At 63.7% G+C, this 17,707-nt stretch carries 16 protein-coding genes, 3 pseudogenes and 2 other annotated features; of the genes and pseudogenes, 7 read left to right on the top strand and 12 right to left on the bottom strand.

What is annotated here, in order from left to right:
• Window positions 1–7 precede the first annotated feature (7 nt).
• From CBI38_RS32280 to CBI38_RS32260, 5 genes are all read right to left on the bottom strand, one after another.
• Window positions 8–541 (bottom strand): hypothetical protein, encoded by a 534-nt coding sequence (locus CBI38_RS32280; RefSeq protein ID WP_109335632.1) that lies wholly within the window; start codon window positions 539–541, stop codon window positions 8–10.
• Window positions 542–551: 10 nt separating this feature from the next.
• Entirely contained in the window at window positions 552–1,205 is a 654-nt protein-coding gene (locus CBI38_RS32275; RefSeq protein ID WP_109335631.1) for a hypothetical protein, read from the bottom strand.
• Window positions 1,202–1,657: a hypothetical protein gene (locus CBI38_RS32270; RefSeq protein ID WP_005253562.1), complete on the bottom strand. Its 456-nt coding sequence runs from the start codon at window positions 1,655–1,657 to the stop codon at window positions 1,202–1,204. The genes CBI38_RS32275 and CBI38_RS32270 overlap by 4 nt, the downstream gene beginning before the upstream one ends.
• A 102-nt stretch (window positions 1,658–1,759) precedes the next feature.
• A complete protein-coding gene (locus CBI38_RS32265) occupies window positions 1,760–2,173 on the bottom strand; it encodes a hypothetical protein (RefSeq protein ID WP_109335630.1) in 414 nt (137 codons plus the stop codon).
• Between the two features lie 273 nt (window positions 2,174–2,446).
• Window positions 2,447–3,001: a hypothetical protein gene (locus CBI38_RS32260; RefSeq protein ID WP_109335629.1), complete on the bottom strand. Its 555-nt coding sequence runs from the start codon at window positions 2,999–3,001 to the stop codon at window positions 2,447–2,449.
• A 439-nt stretch (window positions 3,002–3,440) separates the two neighbouring features.
• Here CBI38_RS32260 and CBI38_RS38625 point away from each other — a divergent pair.
• Window positions 3,441–3,739: pseudogene (locus CBI38_RS38625) on the top strand (ATP-binding protein); the annotation flags it as partial.
• Here CBI38_RS38625 and ribB read toward each other — a convergent pair.
• The 4 genes and pseudogenes from ribB to CBI38_RS40745 all read right to left on the bottom strand — a co-directional run bounded on the left by ribB (window position 3,727) and on the right by CBI38_RS40745 (window position 7,205).
• The gene (gene ribB, locus CBI38_RS32250) at window positions 3,727–4,998 is read right to left on the bottom strand and encodes a 3,4-dihydroxy-2-butanone-4-phosphate synthase (RefSeq protein ID WP_109335628.1); all 1,272 of its coding nucleotides are present in this window, start codon (window positions 4,996–4,998) and stop codon (window positions 3,727–3,729) included. The pseudogene CBI38_RS38625 and the gene ribB overlap by 13 nt on opposite strands.
• Complete coding sequence (locus CBI38_RS39600) at window positions 4,985–5,305, bottom strand: hypothetical protein (protein ID WP_230990404.1); 321 nt, start codon at window positions 5,303–5,305, stop codon at window positions 4,985–4,987. The genes ribB and CBI38_RS39600 overlap by 14 nt, the downstream gene beginning before the upstream one ends.
• A gap of 280 nt (window positions 5,306–5,585) precedes the next feature.
• Window positions 5,586–6,341, bottom strand: coding sequence for an alpha/beta fold hydrolase (locus CBI38_RS32240; protein WP_109335627.1), 756 nt, complete (start codon window positions 6,339–6,341; stop codon window positions 5,586–5,588).
• Window positions 6,342–6,471: 130 nt separating this feature from the next.
• Window positions 6,472–7,205: pseudogene (locus CBI38_RS40745) on the bottom strand (maleate cis-trans isomerase family protein).
• A 199-nt stretch (window positions 7,206–7,404) separates the two neighbouring features.
• Here CBI38_RS40745 and CBI38_RS32230 point away from each other — a divergent pair.
• A complete protein-coding gene (locus CBI38_RS32230; RefSeq protein WP_230990403.1) occupies window positions 7,405–8,175 on the top strand; it encodes an IclR family transcriptional regulator in 771 nt (256 codons plus the stop codon).
• Window positions 8,176–8,317: 142 nt separating this feature from the next.
• On the opposite strand, the gene CBI38_RS32225 is transcribed toward CBI38_RS32230, so the two are convergent.
• Window positions 8,318–9,523 (bottom strand): acyl-CoA dehydrogenase family protein, encoded by a 1,206-nt coding sequence (locus CBI38_RS32225; RefSeq protein ID WP_109335626.1) that lies wholly within the window; start codon window positions 9,521–9,523, stop codon window positions 8,318–8,320.
• Window positions 9,524–9,934: 411 nt separating this feature from the next.
• On the opposite strand from CBI38_RS32225, the gene CBI38_RS32220 reads away from it, so the two are divergent.
• Together CBI38_RS32220 and CBI38_RS32215 are read left to right on the top strand one after the other, a co-directional pair.
• Entirely contained in the window at window positions 9,935–10,978 is a 1,044-nt protein-coding gene (locus CBI38_RS32220; protein ID WP_204165043.1) for an LLM class flavin-dependent oxidoreductase, read from the top strand.
• Window positions 10,975–11,823 (top strand): flavin reductase, encoded by an 849-nt coding sequence (locus CBI38_RS32215; RefSeq protein ID WP_230990402.1) that lies wholly within the window; start codon window positions 10,975–10,977, stop codon window positions 11,821–11,823. Before CBI38_RS32220 ends, CBI38_RS32215 begins: the two co-directional genes overlap by 4 nt.
• Here CBI38_RS32215 and CBI38_RS32210 read toward each other — a convergent pair.
• Window positions 11,802–13,075, bottom strand: a protein-coding gene (locus CBI38_RS32210; protein ID WP_109325563.1) for an IS3 family transposase whose coding sequence is annotated in 2 segments (ribosomal slippage) — window positions 11,802–12,799 and window positions 12,799–13,075 — 1,275 coding nt in all. Because the reading frame shifts where the segments join, the coding sequence is not laid out codon by codon here. The genes CBI38_RS32215 and CBI38_RS32210 overlap by 22 nt on opposite strands.
• Window positions 12,672–12,803: a sequence feature (AL1L pseudoknot), on the bottom strand. (Overlaps the previous gene by 132 nt.)
• Before the next feature lie 25 nt (window positions 13,076–13,100).
• Between CBI38_RS32210 and CBI38_RS32205 the strand changes: the two genes are divergently transcribed.
• The gene (locus CBI38_RS32205) at window positions 13,101–13,430 is read left to right on the top strand and encodes an IclR family transcriptional regulator domain-containing protein (RefSeq protein WP_230990401.1); all 330 of its coding nucleotides are present in this window, start codon (window positions 13,101–13,103) and stop codon (window positions 13,428–13,430) included.
• Between the two features lie 640 nt (window positions 13,431–14,070).
• Here the strand turns inward: CBI38_RS32205 and CBI38_RS32195 are convergent.
• Window positions 14,071–15,345: pseudogene (locus tag CBI38_RS32195) on the bottom strand (IS3 family transposase).
• Window positions 14,942–15,073, bottom strand: a sequence feature (AL1L pseudoknot). Its footprint overlaps the pseudogene before it by 132 nt.
• Here CBI38_RS32195 and CBI38_RS32190 point away from each other — a divergent pair.
• Window positions 15,337–16,557: a homogentisate 1,2-dioxygenase gene (locus CBI38_RS32190; RefSeq protein ID WP_109336088.1), complete on the top strand. Its 1,221-nt coding sequence runs from the start codon at window positions 15,337–15,339 to the stop codon at window positions 16,555–16,557. The pseudogene CBI38_RS32195 and the gene CBI38_RS32190 overlap by 9 nt on opposite strands.
• Entirely contained in the window at window positions 16,558–17,700 is a 1,143-nt protein-coding gene (locus tag CBI38_RS32185; protein ID WP_109335624.1) for an alpha/beta fold hydrolase, read from the top strand.
• The last annotated feature ends 7 nt before the right edge of the window (window positions 17,701–17,707 follow it).

Here is a 17,707-nt window from a genome sequence, read left to right as displayed (position 1 = left end):
GGGCGGTTCAGCCCGGGAGCGGGAGCATCTGGTTGATGGTTTGCGCGGCCGCGACGGACCCTTGCAGGTCGCTCACGAGCCCCTGAACGATGGTGAGGAGCTGGCGACCCTGGTCGCCGAATGCTTCGGCCGACGTCACGAGCGGCACTACGGTGTTCTGGACTTCGCCGAGGATGCCCTGGATGTTGGTCAGTTGCTGGTTGGTCAGCTGTGCCCCGTCGGTGCTGCTGGCGAGCATCTGCGCTGCCGGTGTGATGGCCTCGTCCAGCCTGGTCAGCAGGGGCCCAAGCGCGGTGGTGGCATCGAGCGCGGTCTGTGCGGTATGGGTGAGCTCGGTCAGCTGCTGCAGTTGGTTGGTCACCCGGTCGTTGACATCGACGATCGCCTGAGAGGCGGCGATGCTGGTTTCGTTGGCACGTTGCTGGTTGTCGAGTCGAGTGTTCAAGTTGAACACCACGAAAGCGAGCAGGCTGAGGACACCTACCGCGACGATCGACAGAACCATTCGGGCCGGACCGCCGCGGCGTCCGAAGAAAATCACGTCACTTCTCCTATTTCCCCGACAGGTCGTCGGCGGACGATTCCGCCGAGAGGCGGGCGCTGTGAACCTTGGCAGCGGTCGATCGTGCATCGGTGAGGATGGCGTCCAAAGTGGCGCGGTCGCCGGCGAGCGCCGTGGTCGCGCCTTCGGCGGCCGGTTGCAGCGAATTGATGTGCGCGGTCAAGGTGTCGAGCGAGGCCACGAGGTCGGTCACGTTCGCGCCCGCGAGATCCAAGGTGGCCTGAACATCGCCGCTGATCTGTCCGATGAGGGTGTTCAGTTCCGCTGTGACGGTTTCGTCGGTCGACAGGACGCTCGCCAGCGATGCCTTCATCTTGTCGAGCGCATCGAACGCGGACAGGGTGACCCTCTCGTGCTCGACGATCTGGTTCAGCGCCGGGTTGTAGTTGCCCGCGGAAACTACTGCCTGGTCGAGCCGGTAGGGGGTCGCGGTCAGGTCGTAGATCCGGGGATACAGGTAAAACGCCCCGACCGGGATCAGCGCGAGCACGAGCAGTCCGCGTGCGATATTCATCGCCTTCGACGCCCGTGGCGGCGCGCCGTCATACCAGGCCTCGTCGAGGTCCTCGGGCAGTTCGAAGCGGTCGGTCCGCTCGTCGATTGCGTGGGTGGTCGGGCGATTGCGGCCCGAGATCGAGGTCATGACTCGACGACCGAGACCAACGCGATGGTGCGCAGCGCGGTTACGGTGTGGGTCAGCAAGCCTTTGACGATGAGCTTGTGCTTCAGAATTTCGCCGAGCACTGACATTCCCCGGCTGGTGAAAAAGCCGACCGGGATCAACCCGCCGGCCTTCATCGGCAGCTGGGAGACCTCCAGTATCTGGTCGACGGTGGCCATGACCGTCACGCTGGGTTTGCCGACGATGTCGTTGTAGACGACCGCCTCGTCGGTGCCGAACACGATCGTACAGGCGCTAGCGGTGTCGGTACTGTAGATCGTGACGGGCCGGGAGATCCTGCGGGCGAACTTGATCCGGGACGGGAAGTTGTCGAGATTCTGCCCGAGCAGCATCCCGACGATTCCGGCGACGCCGTTGGCGTCTTGCCCGTCGTACAGTGTGACGGCGTACGCGCCGTGCTCGACGGTTGTCATGGGTGTTGGCCTTTCCAAGCAGGTGGACGGTGGGACGTGTGGTACTGCACGGGGACTCGACTGGTGGAGACGGACGAGTCCCCGTGCGAGGGCGAGATCGGGTTACACGTCCCAGTCGGTGGGGATCTGGCCCCAGGTACGCAGGAAGTTGTTGATCGCGCCGGCGTTCTCGATCGCCGCGGACATCGGGCCCTTGGCGAACTTGATCTGCCCCTTCATCAGCAGTTTCCCGCCTTCTTCTTCACCTGCGGCGGCGCTCTGCCAGGTCTCGAAGCTGCCGTTGATGATCAACCACAGCTCGCTCTCGTCGAACGTGCGCGGCGTCCAGGAGATAATTCTTCCCTCTTTGAATTCGAGGTGGCTGGCCACGTCGCCCTGCCCGAGGACGCCGAACTCCATCTTGTTGGTGAACGTCGCCGGATCCTTGAAGCCGGCGTACATGGCGTCGTTCGCGTTGGCCGCCTCGAGCGCGGCATCGCACCACTCCTGCGAGAAAAACTTCAGCTTGTCGGTCATCGATCCAATCTCCTTTTCCTGATGGTCAGCGCGGGTTTGCGCCGGTTGTTTCCTTGCGGATTGTGTGGACGGGCCGTGCCTCCCACGGGGGCGGACCGTCCGGAGCTCACCGCTCGATCACTTCCGAGACCGGCAAGGCGGGTGAATCACTACACACCTCAGGGGTTTTCGGAGAATGTCGCCGCGGGTAGTGGCAACCGTGTGGGCGGAGCCCGATCGGCGGGGGGACGCTGGGGGTCTCGCGGAGCCTGGTCGGGCTTCGTCAGAAGTTGGTCAGGGCTCTTTCTCTCGGAACGGGGACCGTCTCCGCTCCGGCCGGCTGGGCGGCCATCCCGGCACCACCCACCAAAGCAGTGCCGCCCCGGGAAGCAGGAACGACCAGGTCGACGTCGTCGTGGCCGCGGCGGCGGTCGGAAGGATCGAAGCCTGCTGGAAGCTGCCGACGTTCTGCTCGATTCCGGATGTCCTTCCCCGGAACCGGGGAAGGACATCGTCCCTTTGTGCCATCCCGCTAGCGACATCGGGGAAGCTCAGGGCCATGAATCCCTGGAACTGTTCCGGGTCGATCTCGAGGGCGCCGGTCAGGGCGGGAGCGGTCTGTGTCTGCAGCTGATCGGACATCGTCTGGATAACGGCCATGTCCGACCGGGCCGCGGCGGCTCCCTCGTGGGTGACGGTCGATGCGAAAGTCTGCGTCAGTTCATCGACGGCTGCGGCCTTGGCCGGAGTGGGCAGTGCGGGCGGAGCTCCGACGGAAACCAGGCCGACGGTATAGCCGGCACCGATCGCCGCTACGGCGGACGGTGCCGCCGTTGTTGTTGATCGCATTCCTGTACTCCTCGATCTGAGTTCCCGCAACGGACAAAGGCTTTCGTGTTGTCGCGCGGGCGTGGTTCGGTTCTCGAGAATTGCCTGAGTTTCTGCGGCGGTGCCGTGGTGACATCTGGCGCCGCTCCTGTGATCACCGCGGCTGTCTCATTCCCCGACCACGGGCGCTCGGCACATCATCCTTTGTGAGCGCCCTCACATCCTGCGTCATGTGGTGGTGCTGGGTCTTGTCATTTCGCGCTCGGATTGTGCGAATATTCCGAACCAGATCGGACACGTCGAATCGCAGTATTTTCATTTGACCTGGTGCCGATGTGCGTGCAGCACAGAGTCGAGCTCGTGGTCAGCTTTGTGTTGGTGGGTGTAGGCAATGGGAATCACGAGAGATACGGGTGTGGCGTTTCGAGCGTCCGCCCGCGCCGCCGACCCGCCCGGCTAGGCCCGGGACGAGAACTGGTATGAGGAATATCTGGCTGCCCTGCTACCTGGCGGTGAAGAGCTCGAGGACGTCAACCTCGATCACCTACCCTCCTTTACGTTTGGGACGTGCTGGCGCATTTGGCGACCGGAACATTCGTGGCGTAGGCGGAGAACGTGATCCTGCTCCGCCCGGGATCGGGAAAGACGCACATCGCATCGGGGTGGCTGTCAAAGCCGCGCGTGCGGGCTATTCCGTCCTGTTCGACACCGCCCAGTAACTGGATCGCCCGCCTCTCAGCGGCGCATCATGCCGGCCAGGCGGCTGAGCTGGATAGAGGCCTGTCCGTCAGTTCCTCCTCGGTGGGAAGTTCCAACAGATGCCCGAGTCGATCTCTTTTGGTGCGCAGGTAGTCGAGGTTCTCGGCCGTCGGTTCGGTCCCGGAGGCGATCCGCTCGCACACCTTCACGCCCAGCGTCGAGAGCGCAGTGATCTTGTCCGGATTGTTGGTGATCAATCGAATCGACCGCACCTGCAGTTCGGTCAGCATCGCGGCGGCCGCCCGATAGTCACGCACATCCACCGGCGAGCCGACCGCAAGATTGGCGTCGATGGTATCGAGTCCCTCACACTGTTGCACCCGATACGCACGAAGCTTCTGTCCCAATCCGATTCCGCGGCCCTCATGCCCACGCAGATAGATGATGACTCCGGCTCCGATAGCGGTCACCATTCGCAAGGACTGCTCCAGCTGTGTTCGGCAATCGCAGCGCAGCGAGCCGAAGAGGTCCCCGGTCAGGCATTCGCTGTGCACGCGGACGGCTACCTCGGCGTGGCCGGCCACGTCACCGTGTACCAATGCCGCATGCTCGATGCCGTCCTCCCCGGAATAGGCCATCGCATTGAACAGGCCGTACGGCGTGGGGATCCGGGCCCGCGCGTGCTCCGCTTGCGGGGGGCCGAGCTGGTCGGTGCGATAGGCGACGATCTCGGCGATGGTGATGACCTCGAGACCGTGCCGGTCGGCAAAGGCTCTCGCCTGCGACCCCCGAAGCATTTCTCGCTTGTCTGCGGTGATGAGTTCGCAGATCAGAGCTGCCGGCAGCACCCCGGCTGCGGAGCACAGATCGACTCCCGCCTCGGTATGTCCCGGCCGCTCGAGCACGCCACCGGCGCGGGCGCGCAGCGGCAGCACATGTCCCGGCCTGGCCAGATCGACCGGCTTCGTATCGGTCTGTGCGAGAGAACGAATCGTTGCCGCGCGATCAGCAGCGCTGATCCCGGTGGAGGTGCCGTGCACGAAGTCCACACTGTCGAGAAACGCCGTACCCATACTCTCGGTGTTGTGCTCGACCATCAGCGGAAGCTCGAGCTCGCCTGCCCGGCTTTCGGTGATCGCCGTGCACAGAAAGCCGGAGGTGTGTTCCAGGAAGAAAGCAACGCTGTCGGTATCGACACACTGCGCGGCCATGATCAGGTCCGCCTCGTTTTCTCGGTCCCGGTCGTCGAGAACCACCACCATCGAGCCGGCGGCGATCGCCGCCAGTGCGCGAGGGACGCCGGCGCTACCGGTACTCATGCCGATCCTCCTGCACCCGCGCCCGATCCGGGTGCACCAGGTGCGCCCGTACCGATTCTCCGTCCACCCAACCCATTCCCCTGGCGAAGTAGATCATCGCTTCGAATCCTTCCGTGTTCAGTGTCCCGGCGCGCAGTCGGTCAACGAGGAGGAACGCGTGGCCCTCGCGAACGCGGCCGAAGCCTGTGCGTTGAAGAAGCGCATCGAGTTCGCCATTGCCGTACGAGGACCCGAGCCCTACGTGCAGGCCGGGGGAGTCCTCCGCATGCTTGATGCCGATCTCGTCCGGATCGACCAGTAAGTACATAGCTATCCTCTGTTCTCATTCGCCGAGCGGTAGTGCCGCCTGCGTCCCGAAGGTTCGCCCGTGATCGGTCAACGGGCCACTCTCGCAACGCTCGATTCGCTCGACCGTGGCCGTCACGATGAGGTGGTCGCCGACGGCAAACCTTCACTGAGTGCACCCCCGATGAGGAGCGGAGCGGCGCCCAGGCGCGGGACCCCTCAACGTCATTCCATAGACTCAGTCGAACGTGTTGTGGCCCTTTCGTGCAAAGCGCACGGCCATCTGTTCCTGCGTCGAGCTGTCAGCCGGCGAGGAACGCCTCAACGCTGGTGGCCAGTGCCACCGGTGTCTCGAACATCGCGTAATGCCCGGCGTTGGGCACGACCTCCACCGACGCGTTCGGATAGTGCTGCATAAACGTGTGCTCCATGGCCTGGGCACCAAGCACCGGATCGTGCTCGCCCACGATCACCTTGATCGGATGCTCCTTGCCAACGATCTCGTCGGCAAAGTCCGTCTTCGTCCAGGCAGTTAGGTAGTCACCGAACGCCGCTCGGTCCGACCGTTCCACGGAGTGCGCCACCACCTGGTCGACCCATGTGCGCGAGAGCCGGCTGCCGGTCGAGAAGTCAATGATGATCGCCCGGTTCGCGTCGTCCGACGCCGCATCGGCGAACAGCGCCCACGACTGGTCGTCCAACGGCACACCCGTCGCGGGTGCCGGTGAGATCGCGACCAAGTTCTGTACCCGGTGGGGAGCGTCAGCGAGCACGCGCTGCGCGGCCATGCCTCCCATCGAGTGACCGATGATGTCGAACGTGTCCCAACCCAAGTCGTCGGCCAGCGCGAGCACGTCGGCAGAAATCTCCGCCATCGTGTGCTCGCCGTCCACATCCTTGCGTTCCCCATAGCCTCGGTAGTCGACGAACACGTACGTGAACCGCGATCCGTCCAGCAACTCCGGCCAGCTGCCCCACCCGGTCGATGAGCCGAACCAGCCGTGCAGACAGATGACTTTCCGATCTCCAGTTCCAACCTGAACATGTGCTGCGGTCATGATGGTCTCCTTGTGGTGTGAATAGGTCAGCGGACGCGCGCCCCGGTGCGCCCAGCGGTTTTTCTGGCGATTCGGCTTGGCACCCGTGGGCGAGGTCCCGGACCGAGGAACAAGTGATGCACCTGCCGGGTCATCGATCGCAGGCGTGATTACTCGGCCAAGGTGCGTCAGCCGCCCGGTGGGTCACCCACCGGCGAGCAGTCCCGAGTTCACTCAGCGTGTGCCACACCGTTGCAGATGCAGCAGAAACAACCGGGATGTCGAAGCGCTGCTGGACGGCGTCCAGGACAGACAGAGACGGCATCTGAACGCAGGCGCTGTGGACCAGGGCGTCGGCCCGCGATGTGTCCAGGCGTTGGGCGAGGTGAATGAGGCCATCTGGATCGAGCCGTCCAACGGTGAGGTTTGTCGGCCACCTCGAGGCTGATTGAGTCGACCACCTCGATGCCCTCCTCCTGAAGGTTGGCCACTTTGCGCGCCTTCAGGTGACGCAGACCCTCGATCAGCGCGCCGGCTGACGACACCACAGGCAACCAATTGCCAAACTCCGCTGCTGCTGCTGCGCAAGCGAGCCGCTTCTGTGAGTCGTGGTGGTACCCCGGTCCCTGCGCCATGATCGCTACCAGGCAGGCGTACGCCATGATGTCGACCCGCGCGTCGGACAATTCCGCCGCACAACGCAGCGAGTCGTTATCCATAGCTTTGAACTCTTCCGGCGTGACGTGCTTCATCCACATGCGCGAGGAGTGCACGCCGAACGTCTCCGGCCGGATCGCCCGGCGGGCGATGGAGCAGCGCCGGGATCTCCGTCGCCACGGTTGTGTTGGAGCTGGGGACGATCAATCCGACGCGGTAGATAGACAACTCTCTTACCCTTCTGCCATAGCGAGTTTGATGCTGTAGATACGGGTGCACCAAGGTTCGGCGGTCCGGTGCGCGTGCACGCCGGGGGCCACGGTCCGAGCAGTTCTCGTCGTTGGCGGAGTTTGACAGCATCCAACTGGATGTGCGACTATCGCCTATCCTGTGCTTTTAACGCCTACTCTGCTGGAGGTGCGCCGCAATGTCAAGACCCCCCGAAACCTCCCAATCAGTCGACCGGGCAATGGAACTGGTCCACTTGCTGGCACTCCGGGGGCCGCTCCGACTGGCGGATATTGACCGCGCCATGGGAGGCCCGCGACGCGGACTGCAGAGACTGCTCACCTCCCTTGAACATGCCGCAGTGGTCTGGCGAGATCCCGACACGAAGGCCTACGACCTGGGCATGGGACTAGCCATACTTGGCTCGATCGCGTCGGAGCGCACTGCATTGCCGCGCCTTGCCCCGCCCCATCTGCGAGGAATCGCCGAAGCCACGGGGCGGACTGGAATGCTGTTGCTCCGACGCGATCATGATGTCGTCTGTGCCCATAGCGAGGTTCCGTCCGTCGGTGCGGCGCTTGTCCTCCCGGTCGGCCGTGCCATCCCGCTGTGGAGCGGCGCGGCACGGGCGATCCTGGCGTATCTGGATCGAGAGGAGGTCGAGCGGGTGGTACCACGAGAGAAGATGCAAGCCGAACTGACTGACGAACTCGCGACGATTCGCCGCCAAGGTTGGGCGATGGCCCGCGGAGAGGTTCTGTCTGGAGCACTCGCAGTCACTGTTCCCGTGTTCGACGCAGCCGCCAGACCGATCGCATGCGTTGGTGCAATGGGTTACGACGTGCACGATGGTGGCGAGAACTGGCTGCCATCTGTGCGGTCCGCCGCTGAGGCGCTGAGTGATGCACTGGGCCGGCAGACCAACCGCGGGCCCCGTGACGACAGCCCGCCAGCACCAGTTCGGCGGTAAGGCGGAGGATCGCGGTCGCCAAGAGCCGATACGCATCGGAACACGGCCACCCCGGCAGCGACGACTGCGTCGAGAAAGGGGCGAGGTCTGCTCACTGCGGAATTCAGCAGCGTGCAGCGGGCAGATCTTGCGGGCCCCTAGCTCACGCGAACGGTGTCATCTGCTGCTCATCGGCCCCAAGTAGAATGCGTCCGTACATCTCGTGCTTCATCCCGACACTGTTGAAGCCATGCCGGGCCGCGGTGTTGAGATCCCGCCAGATGCGCTGCAGCGGGTTCACCTGCGCGAAGGAGCCCGCCCCTTGAGCATCGATCAGCAGATCGGTTGCTTCACGACAGAGTCGAATCACATTGGCGCCCCGCATAATGTTTCGACCGCGGTCCAGTCGCGCCATGAGTTCGCCGGTCCTTGACTGGGCATCGATCTCGTCGCAGGCGGCGCGTGCCTGCAGAGTTGCGGCGTCAATCATCGTCGCAGCCTGGGCGACAGCAAACTGCGTAGAGGGAGCTTTGCTCGAGTCCGTGTAGAAGGAGTAGCTAATTGGCTTCGGCTTGGTGGTCAGACGTTCCACCGTGAGCTCGAGTGCGAGCTGGGCAAGGCCAAGCACCGGCGGTGCCACGCATGTCCAGAAGGTGGCCCCGGGATCACTGAGGAACATGTGCTCCGACTTGTGCGGGGTCGGGTGGTTGTTGCTCAGTGGACCGGACATCTTCATGATCATGGTGTTGGGCACGAACACGTCTTTCACGACCACGGTGTTACTACCGGTTCCCTGCATGCCGGCCACATACCATGTGTCCTTGATCGTCGTGTCCTTCATCGAAATGAGGGCCACGGCGCTGTCCACGGGATTGCCTGCGTCATCGAGGACAGGGAAACCCGCCAGGACCCAATCGGCATGTCCGCAGCCAGATGTGTAGGGCCATTCCCCGCTGAGCGTCACTCCGTCCTTCCCCCAACGAGCCTCCCAACCGGGAATCGGGTTCAGCGGGCAACAGGTGACGGCATTCGGCGAGTCTCCCCACACGGCGTCCTGGGCATCTTGGTGCATCTGGCCGACAATCCAGTCGGTCATGTTGAGGATGAAGCCATACCACGAGGCGGCCCCGCAACCCTTGGCGAGCTCGGCCACGACGTCGAGGTAGGTACGGTGCCCGGCCTCCAGGCCGCCGTAACGACGGGGCTTGCACAGCTTCAGCATCCCCGCTTCGATCAGCGCATTGAAGGTCTCGTCCGGCAGAGCGCGCTCACCCTCGGCGACGACCGCATTCTTCTCGAGCAGGGGGCGCAATGCCTGCGCCCTTGTGACGAGTTCCTTACGGAGATCCAATATCTCGACCGTGTCCATGCTTCCTACCAATCATATAGGGAAGGCCGCTCGTGTCCGAGCGGGCGCCTGTTCTTATGGCCCCAGCTGGTGCCGGTGCCGCTGACTCAACCGGTCCCGAGAGAGACCCGTCCTTCGAAATAAGTGCGATAATCGCTCATGTGAGGCTTACTACCGCACACTCGGTGGAGTCAAAGTAGGTCAGGCGCCAGTGGTGTGTCAAGGATCACCTCGATTTGTTCGGAGCTGGCCGGCCGTCGGGCTCAGCTCGAGGTGTTGATGGGCCTTGACAGGGCACTGGGGCGCACCTAGTTTGACATTTAACGTGCGGTGAAAAGCATATCTTGTGCGATTAACGCACATCCTGTTGGGAACGACTTTCGCAGGATGGACCGCATTTCGAGGCGCCAAACTTATGAGGGAAGGTCACCAATGGATCACAACGGTTCGTCCAAGCAGCCAATGCTGTACTCGTACTTCTCGGTCAACGATCACTACCCAGGCCGTGATCGAAGTATCGATGCGCTATATCGGGAGGTGCTGGCGCAAGGCGAGTTGGCCGACGAGCTGGGCTACGACACCTTCTTTGTTGCCGAACACCATTTCCATGAGTACGGAGTGGTGCCGAACCCGGCGATCATGCTGGCGGCACTCTCGCAGCGGACCAACAACATCCGCCTGGGGACCGCGATTTCAGTTCTTACCTTCCACAACCCCATCACGATCGCCGAGAACTACTCCATCGTGGATGTGCTCTCGGGCGGCCGACTGGTCATGGGCGTGGGTTCGGGATACCTCAAGCACGAGTACGAAGGCTTCGGCATTGATCCGGCCACCAAGCGAGAGCGTTTCGACGAGAACTTCGCACTCGTCCAGCGGGCCATGGCGGGGGAGCGGATCACCTTCGACGGGACCTACAACCACCTGAAGGATGTGGCTCTCAACACCCTGCCTACCCAGCGCCCGACCCCGCCCTTTTATGTTGCGGTTCTTCAACATCAGGCCGCGTACTACGTCGGCCGGCAGGGCCACAACATGATGTGTGTCCCCTACGCCTCCGTCGACAAACTCGAGGATGTCGCACTCATCATCGAGGAGTACCACCGCGGGCTGGCCGAGAGGTCGACCGAGGCGACCGGCGACGCCATCGTCACCTTGCACACCCACGTCGCGGACACCGACGAGCAGGCGCGCCAGGTCGCAACCGAGCCATTCGACCTGTATGTCGCGACCAGGCTCTATGCAAAGAGTCAAACGTACGAGGACGTCATGGCTTCGCGTCTCGGGCTGTTCGGATCGGTTGACACAGTGGTCGAACGCCTCCTCGAGCTCTACGACATGGGCGTTCGGCACGTCTCGACGTTGCACAACTTCGGGCTGATGCCCTACGACCAGGCGAATCGATCGATGCGCATGCTGGCCGATGAAGTCATGCCGCGCGTGCACAAGGCTCTCGGAATCGACCCGATCCGATGACCACCACGAACGCTCTCCCCGTCATCGACCCGGGGCACCTGCGCAAGTGCCTCGGATCGTTTGTGACCGGTGTGACGGTGGTGACGACGGTTGATCGCGACGGTCAGCGGCATGGATGCACCGCCAACTCCTTCAGCTCGGTGTCGCTTGACCCGCCCTTGGTTCTGTGGAGCCAGCGGGTGGCGGCAGGTAGCTTTCCGGCCTTCAGCCAAGCCGAGCGTTTCGCGATCAACATTTTGTCTTCTGGGCAAAAGCAGGTTGCCGAGCACTTCGCTCGGCCGGCCGAAGACAAGTTCGTCGGGATCCCGGTACGAACGGGGCTCGGGGGCATCCCCCTAATCGATGACTGCGCCGCCTATGTCGAATGTCAAATGGAAGCCAGCTACCCCGGCGGTGACCATGGGATCTTCCTCGGCAGGGTCGAGCGCATCGAGCACACTCCCGACCGCAAGCCTCTGGCCTTCGGCAACGGGAAGTACCTCGTTACAGACGCCTATGACCTCGGGCCGTTCTCCCCCGACTTGGCCCTGGCCAGCCCGGCACGTCTCGACGTGGTGCGAGAAGCCACACATCTGGCCGAGGAACTGGCTCGCGACCTCGACCGAACGGTGGGCCTGGCCGTCTGGGGCAACCACGGACCAACCATGATCCGGTGGGAGGAGTCCAGCTGTCCGGTCAGTATCAATCTGCGCACGGGATTGGTCTTGCCGCTCCTGAGCTCAGCTACCGGGCTTGTCTTCGCGGCACACCTGCCGCCCGCCTGGACCGCCCAGCTCACCGAGCAGGAGCTGCTTGAACCATCCCGGGTCCGATGCACACACTGTTATTTGTGTGCGACCGGTTGATCGGCACGTTCTGCAGCGTAGTACCTGGCCTCGTACTCGGTGGGTGGGATCCGCCCAAGGCGGTGCATCAGCCGGTCGGTGTTGTACCAGTGCACCCACGCCGAGGTGGCCTCCTCGACGTCGCTGACGGTGCGTAGCGGCCCGATGCGGAACGGGGAGTCGTCGGCGATGCACTCGGCCTTGTAGAGCCCGACCGTCGTCTCGGCGAGGGCGTTGTCGAAGGCGTCGGCCACCGACCCGATCGACGGCAGCAGTCCCTGCAGGAACAAGGTCTCCCCGAAGCGCAGAGCCGTATATTGCGACCCCGCGTCGCTGTGGTGAATAGTGTTTCCGCGCAATGGGTTACCTTGCATCGTCCGCAAGGTGCAGGCCTGGTTCACCGCCCGCTGCACGAACGCGGTCTCCTTCGACGTCGACACCTCCCAACCGACGATCGTGCCGGCGAACGCATCGATGACGAACGCCGTGTACGCGAAGCCGGACACCATCCGGACGTACGTGAAGTCCGCGACATAGAGCGCGTCGGGCCGATCGACCCGGAAGTTCCGGTCGACCAGATCCGGCGGCCGCGGCGCCGACGGCTCCGGCACGGTGGTGCGGACCCTCTTCGCCCTGCTGGCACCGCGCCACCCGTTGACGCGCATGAGCCGTTCGACGGTGCAGCGGGCCACCTCGATGCCCTGACGGCGCAGGTGGGCCCACATCTTCAACGAGCCGTACAGCGACTCCGGCCTGCGTCGACCGTGCTCGTCCCGCTCGACGTAGTAGGAGGCCAGCACCGCGGTGATGGTGGCGTCCCACAATGCCCGTTTCGACAACGGCCGGCTGCGCCAGGCGTAGAAGGTTCTCGGGGCGATCGTGCACCCGTGCTCGGTGAGCACCCGGCAGATCGGTACGACCCCGAACTGATCGCGGTGTTCGGCGATGAACCGGCAGATCACTTGCGTGGCGGGTCGCACTCCCGCGCGAAGAAAGACGTTGCAGCCTTCAATATTTCGATGGTCTTCTCGAGCTCGGCGTTCTTCCGCCGCAAAGCCCGCAGTTCGGCCTCAGCCTCCGATGCCGACGCAGCCGGGGTGCCGCCACCCGCCGCCTCGGCCTTGCGGACCCACACCCGCACCGTCTCCGTCTTCAGGGACATCCGCTCGGCGATCGTACGGATCGCCTCGTACTCCGAGGCGTACTCGTCACGGTGTTCGAGGACCAGGCGCACGGCCTTCTCCCGCACCTCGGCTGGATAGACATTCGGCATAAGGATCACCTTCCCAAGAAAGAAGGTGTGCATCAAACTCGGGACGATTCAGCTCACGAGTCGTCGAGACCGTCAATTAACGGCGGCCCGGGAATGGGAAAACCTGGAGCAGACGCTCGCCGAGGTCCGGCAACACGGGATGAGCCGCGTGATCGGCAATGTGGTCCCCAACATCAACGAACGAGGGATCAACGCCTTCAGCGTGCCTGTGTTCGACCGGCAAGGATTCGTCGTGTGTGCACTCACGATCATGGGTCATGCCGACAGAATGCCGTCTGATTGGGACTCGGCCTCGGCGCTCGCGCTGAAGCAGCGCGCCAGCCTTTTGTCCCAGCGAATTGGGTCCCAGCGATAGCGGTGCCGTCAAGGACCCAAACAGTTGTCAGTAAAGCCGGATAACAGGGCTCGTGGCCTGCTCTTGAAGTCTTCTGACGGCACGCCTCCTTCAGGGTGCTACTGCTGAGGCCATCACATCCCCCGGATAACGAAGCAGGGCCGAGTACCAGCGCCTCGCCGCAGGCCTAGGAGTCTTCAAATGCCAATGCTCATCCTTCACGCTGTAATTGCGGTCGCCAGTTTTCTTACACCCCGTCGGATACCGGTGTCTATTCAACGAATCATCACGGGTATCGCTGTTGCACACGCTAATTCAAGATGGTTAGCCATGGTCGGGAGTGCACAAGAAGAGTTATCGAATTCGACACCGATCGCTGACGACGGATTTGCCGAGGCGAACCGCGCGACCCAGTAGGCCAACTCTGCGCCGTGCCGCAGCCTCTGGTTCGCCTCCCGCCGATTTCCGTAGAAGCCATTTCGGCGGGCCAAGGAACACCTTCGGCCTCAGCAGCAACCGGCAAACCATTTAGCCCACGCCGCACTAAGGAGTCGATTCATGCCGTATTACCGCTCCGTGGGGGGAGATCCCACGCAAGCGTCATACCCAGATGAGGTCAACCCACGGAACCTGAACCATCCCGGGTCCGATGCACACACTGTTATTTGTGTGCGACCGGTTGATCGGCACGTTCTGCAGCGTAGTACCTGGCCTCGTACTCGGTGGGTGGGATCCGCCCAAGGCGGTGCATCAGCCGGTCGGTGTTGTACCAGTGCACCCACGCCGAGGTGGCCTCCTCGACGTCGCTGACGGTGCGTAGCGGCCCGATGCGGAACGGGGAGTCGTCGGCGATGCACTCGGCCTTGTAGAGCCCGACCGTCGTCTCGGCGAGGGCGTTGTCGAAGGCGTCGGCCACCGACCCGATCGACGGCAGCAGTCCCTGCAGGAACAAGGTCTCCCCCGAAGCGCAGAGCCGTATATTGCGACCCCGCGTCGCTGTGGTGAATAGTGTTTCCGCGCAATGGGTTACCTTGCATCGTCCGCAAGGTGCAGGCCTGGTTCACCGCCCGCTGCACGAACGCGGTCTCCTTCGACGTCGACACCTCCCAACCGACGATCGTGCCGGCGAACGCATCGATGACGAACGCCGTGTACGCGAAGCCGGACACCATCCGGACGTACGTGAAGTCCGCGACATAGAGCGCGTCGGGCCGATCGACCCGGAAGTTCCGGTCGACCAGATCCGGCGGCCGCGGCGCCGACGGCTCCGGCACGGTGGTGCGGACCCTCTTCGCCCTGCTGGCACCGCGCCACCCGTTGACGCGCATGAGCCGTTCGACGGTGCAGCGGGCCACCTCGATGCCCTGACGGCGCAGGTGGGCCCACATCTTCAACGAGCCGTACAGCGACTCCGGCCTGCGTCGACCGTGCTCGTCCCGCTCGACGTAGTAGGAGGCCAGCACCGCGGTGATGGTGGCGTCCCACAATGCCCGTTTCGACAACGGCCGGCTGCGCCAGGCGTAGAAGGTTCTCGGGGCGATCGTGCACCCGTGCTCGGTGAGCACCCGGCAGATCGGTACGACCCCGAACTGATCGCGGTGTTCGGCGATGAACCGGCAGATCACTTGCGTGGCGGGTCGCACTCCCGCGCGAAGAAAGACGTTGCAGCCTTCAATATTTCGATGGTCTTCTCGAGCTCGGCGTTCTTCCGCCGCAAAGCCCGCAGTTCGGCCTCAGCCTCCGATGCCGACGCAGCCGGGGTGCCGCCACCCGCCGCCTCGGCCTTGCGGACCCACACCCGCACCGTCTCCGTCTTCAGGGACATCCGCTCGGCGATCGTACGGATCGCCTCGTACTCCGAGGCGTACTCGTCACGGTGTTCGAGGACCAGGCGCACGGCCTTCTCCCGCACCTCGGCTGGATAGACATTCGGCATAAGGATCACCTTCCCAAGAAAGAAGGTGTGCATCAAACTCGGGACGATTCAACCCTCTACACCGAGGAGGGGCTGGGGGTCGAGGGCTTCGGCTCCGACTGGTCCCTGCTTTATCACCGCCGGTTACCAACGGCCATCACCGCTGCGGTCGCCGTGGACTGCCCGCCCGAGACGACCGTGCCCAACCACCCGCTGACGCCGCGCCATCTGAGGACGCATGACCTCGAGGTCGGCGGTGACCCGGTCTCGAGCCGCCACCTGCTTATGGCCAACGCCGATGTCCGACTGTCGGTCGTGGCGGCTAATCACTCCAGCCCCTTGTTTCGAAACGCTGTCGGCGACGAGGTCTTCTACATCGAGAAAGGCTCCGCGTCTGTTGAGACAACGTTCGGCTCCCTCGATGTCGGCCGTGGCGACTACGTCGTCATCCCCACCTCGACGACGCACCGATGGGTCCTACGTGAGGACGAACCTTTGCGGGCGCTCGTCATCGAGGCAACCGGTCACGTCGGTCCGGCAGACCGCTACCTCACGCAGCGAGGCCAATTCACAGAGCAGGCGCCGTTCTGCGAACGTGACCTGCGCAGCCCGAGTGAGGTGCTCCTCGTGGAGGGCCGGGACGTCGACGTGCTCGTCAAGAACCGCAACGGACTGACAAAGCTCACCTACCAGTCGCACCCTTTCGACGTTGTGGGCTGGGACGGGTGCTTGTACCCCTACGCGTTCAATGTTGCTGACTTCGAGCCTATTACCGGGCGCCTCCACCAGCCCCCACCTGTCCATCAGACTTTCCAGGGCCCCAACTTTGTCGTCTGCAGTTTCGTGCCCCGCAAGCTTGACTACCACCCGCTGTCGATCCCGCTTCCGTACAACCACTCCAACGTTGACAGCGACGAGGTCCTCTTTTACGTCGGCGGCGACTATACAAGTCGCGCGGGATCCGGCATCGGACAGGGCTCGATCTCGCTGCACCCCTCTGGATTCGTCCACGGACCCCAACCCGGCGCGGTCGAGGCATCCCTCGGCAAGGACTCGACCGACGAGCTGGCCATCATGGTCGACACGTTTCGCCCCCTCGAGCTTGGCTCAGCGGCTCTCGATATTGCAGACGATCAATACGCCTGGAGCTGGCTCGCGACCAGCAACGAGGGGTCTCCGGTCCCAGCTGCGGCGACAACAGCCCCAGTGACCGCCGGTACCGGAGGACAGTAGATGAGCTCACAAGAACTGCTCGCCATACCGATGCCCGCCGGTGGGCGGATGGACATCTACTCCGGTGTCGCCCGCCTGTCCGGCAAGCTGTGGGCCAGCTGCCATCGTCCCCCTACCGGTCAGTCCAAGACCGCAGTCATCATCGTGCACCCATCATCGAACTTCCTTGGTCACTACGCACTCGCACCGCTGGCCGAGCGCGGGGTGACAGCTGTCGGGATGAACACGCGCTACCTCGCGAACGACAGCGCTCTCATCGTCGAGAACTGCGTGCTCGACCTGGGGGAGGGTGTCAAATATCTGCGTGAAGCAGGGTTCGAGCGGATCATCCTGATGGGCAACTCCGGCGGTGGCGGACTCGTGTCGCTCTACCAGAGTCAGGCCGAAAATCCCACGATCACCTCCACCCCGGCGGGTGACCCGCCCGACCTCACCGCCGCGGACTTACCACCCGTCGACGGCATCATCTGCGCCATGGCCCACCCCGGGCGGGCAATTGTGTACACGCAGTGGCTGGACCCGGCGATCAAGGACGAGACGCGCCCGTTCGAGCGGGACGCGAGCCTCGACATGTTCGACATCAGGAACGGCCCGCCGTACTCCGAGGAGTTCATGTCGCGGTACCGCGCCGCCCAGGTCGAGAGAAACCGCCGGATCACACGCTGGGTGCGTGCTCAGCTCGAGACCGCCAGCAGCCGTACCGGCGGCGCGGTCAACGACCTGCCTTTCGTTGTCCATGGGACCGCCGCCGACCCCAGGTTCGTGGACCTCACCCTGGAGCCTTCAGACCGACCGCCCGGGACTCTCTGGGGCGAGACATATTCCGCCAACTTCATTCCGGCCACGCTCGGACACCTGACAAGTCTGAGGTCCTGGCTCAGCCAGTGGAGCATCGACGACAGCAACGCCAACGGCCCGGAGCACCTGTCCCGCGTCTCGGTTCCTGTCCTGGTGGCCTACGGCACCGCGGACAACACAGCCTTCGAGAGCCATGCCCGTGCCTTGTATGAGGGCGTGGGACATGCCGAGCGGGAGCTGTACCCCATAGCCGGCGCCGACCACTACTTCACCGGCAATCCTGGGATGGTTGCGGCCTTCTGCGACAAGGTCGTGGCCTGGCTGGATGAGCACGACCTCAGGTAGCACCTTC

This window comes from Rhodococcus oxybenzonivorans (genome assembly GCF_003130705.1).
In the GTDB taxonomy this organism is placed as follows: domain Bacteria; phylum Actinomycetota; class Actinomycetes; order Mycobacteriales; family Mycobacteriaceae; genus Rhodococcus_F; species Rhodococcus_F oxybenzonivorans.
This window is presented reverse-complemented; position numbering and strand designations above follow the sequence as displayed.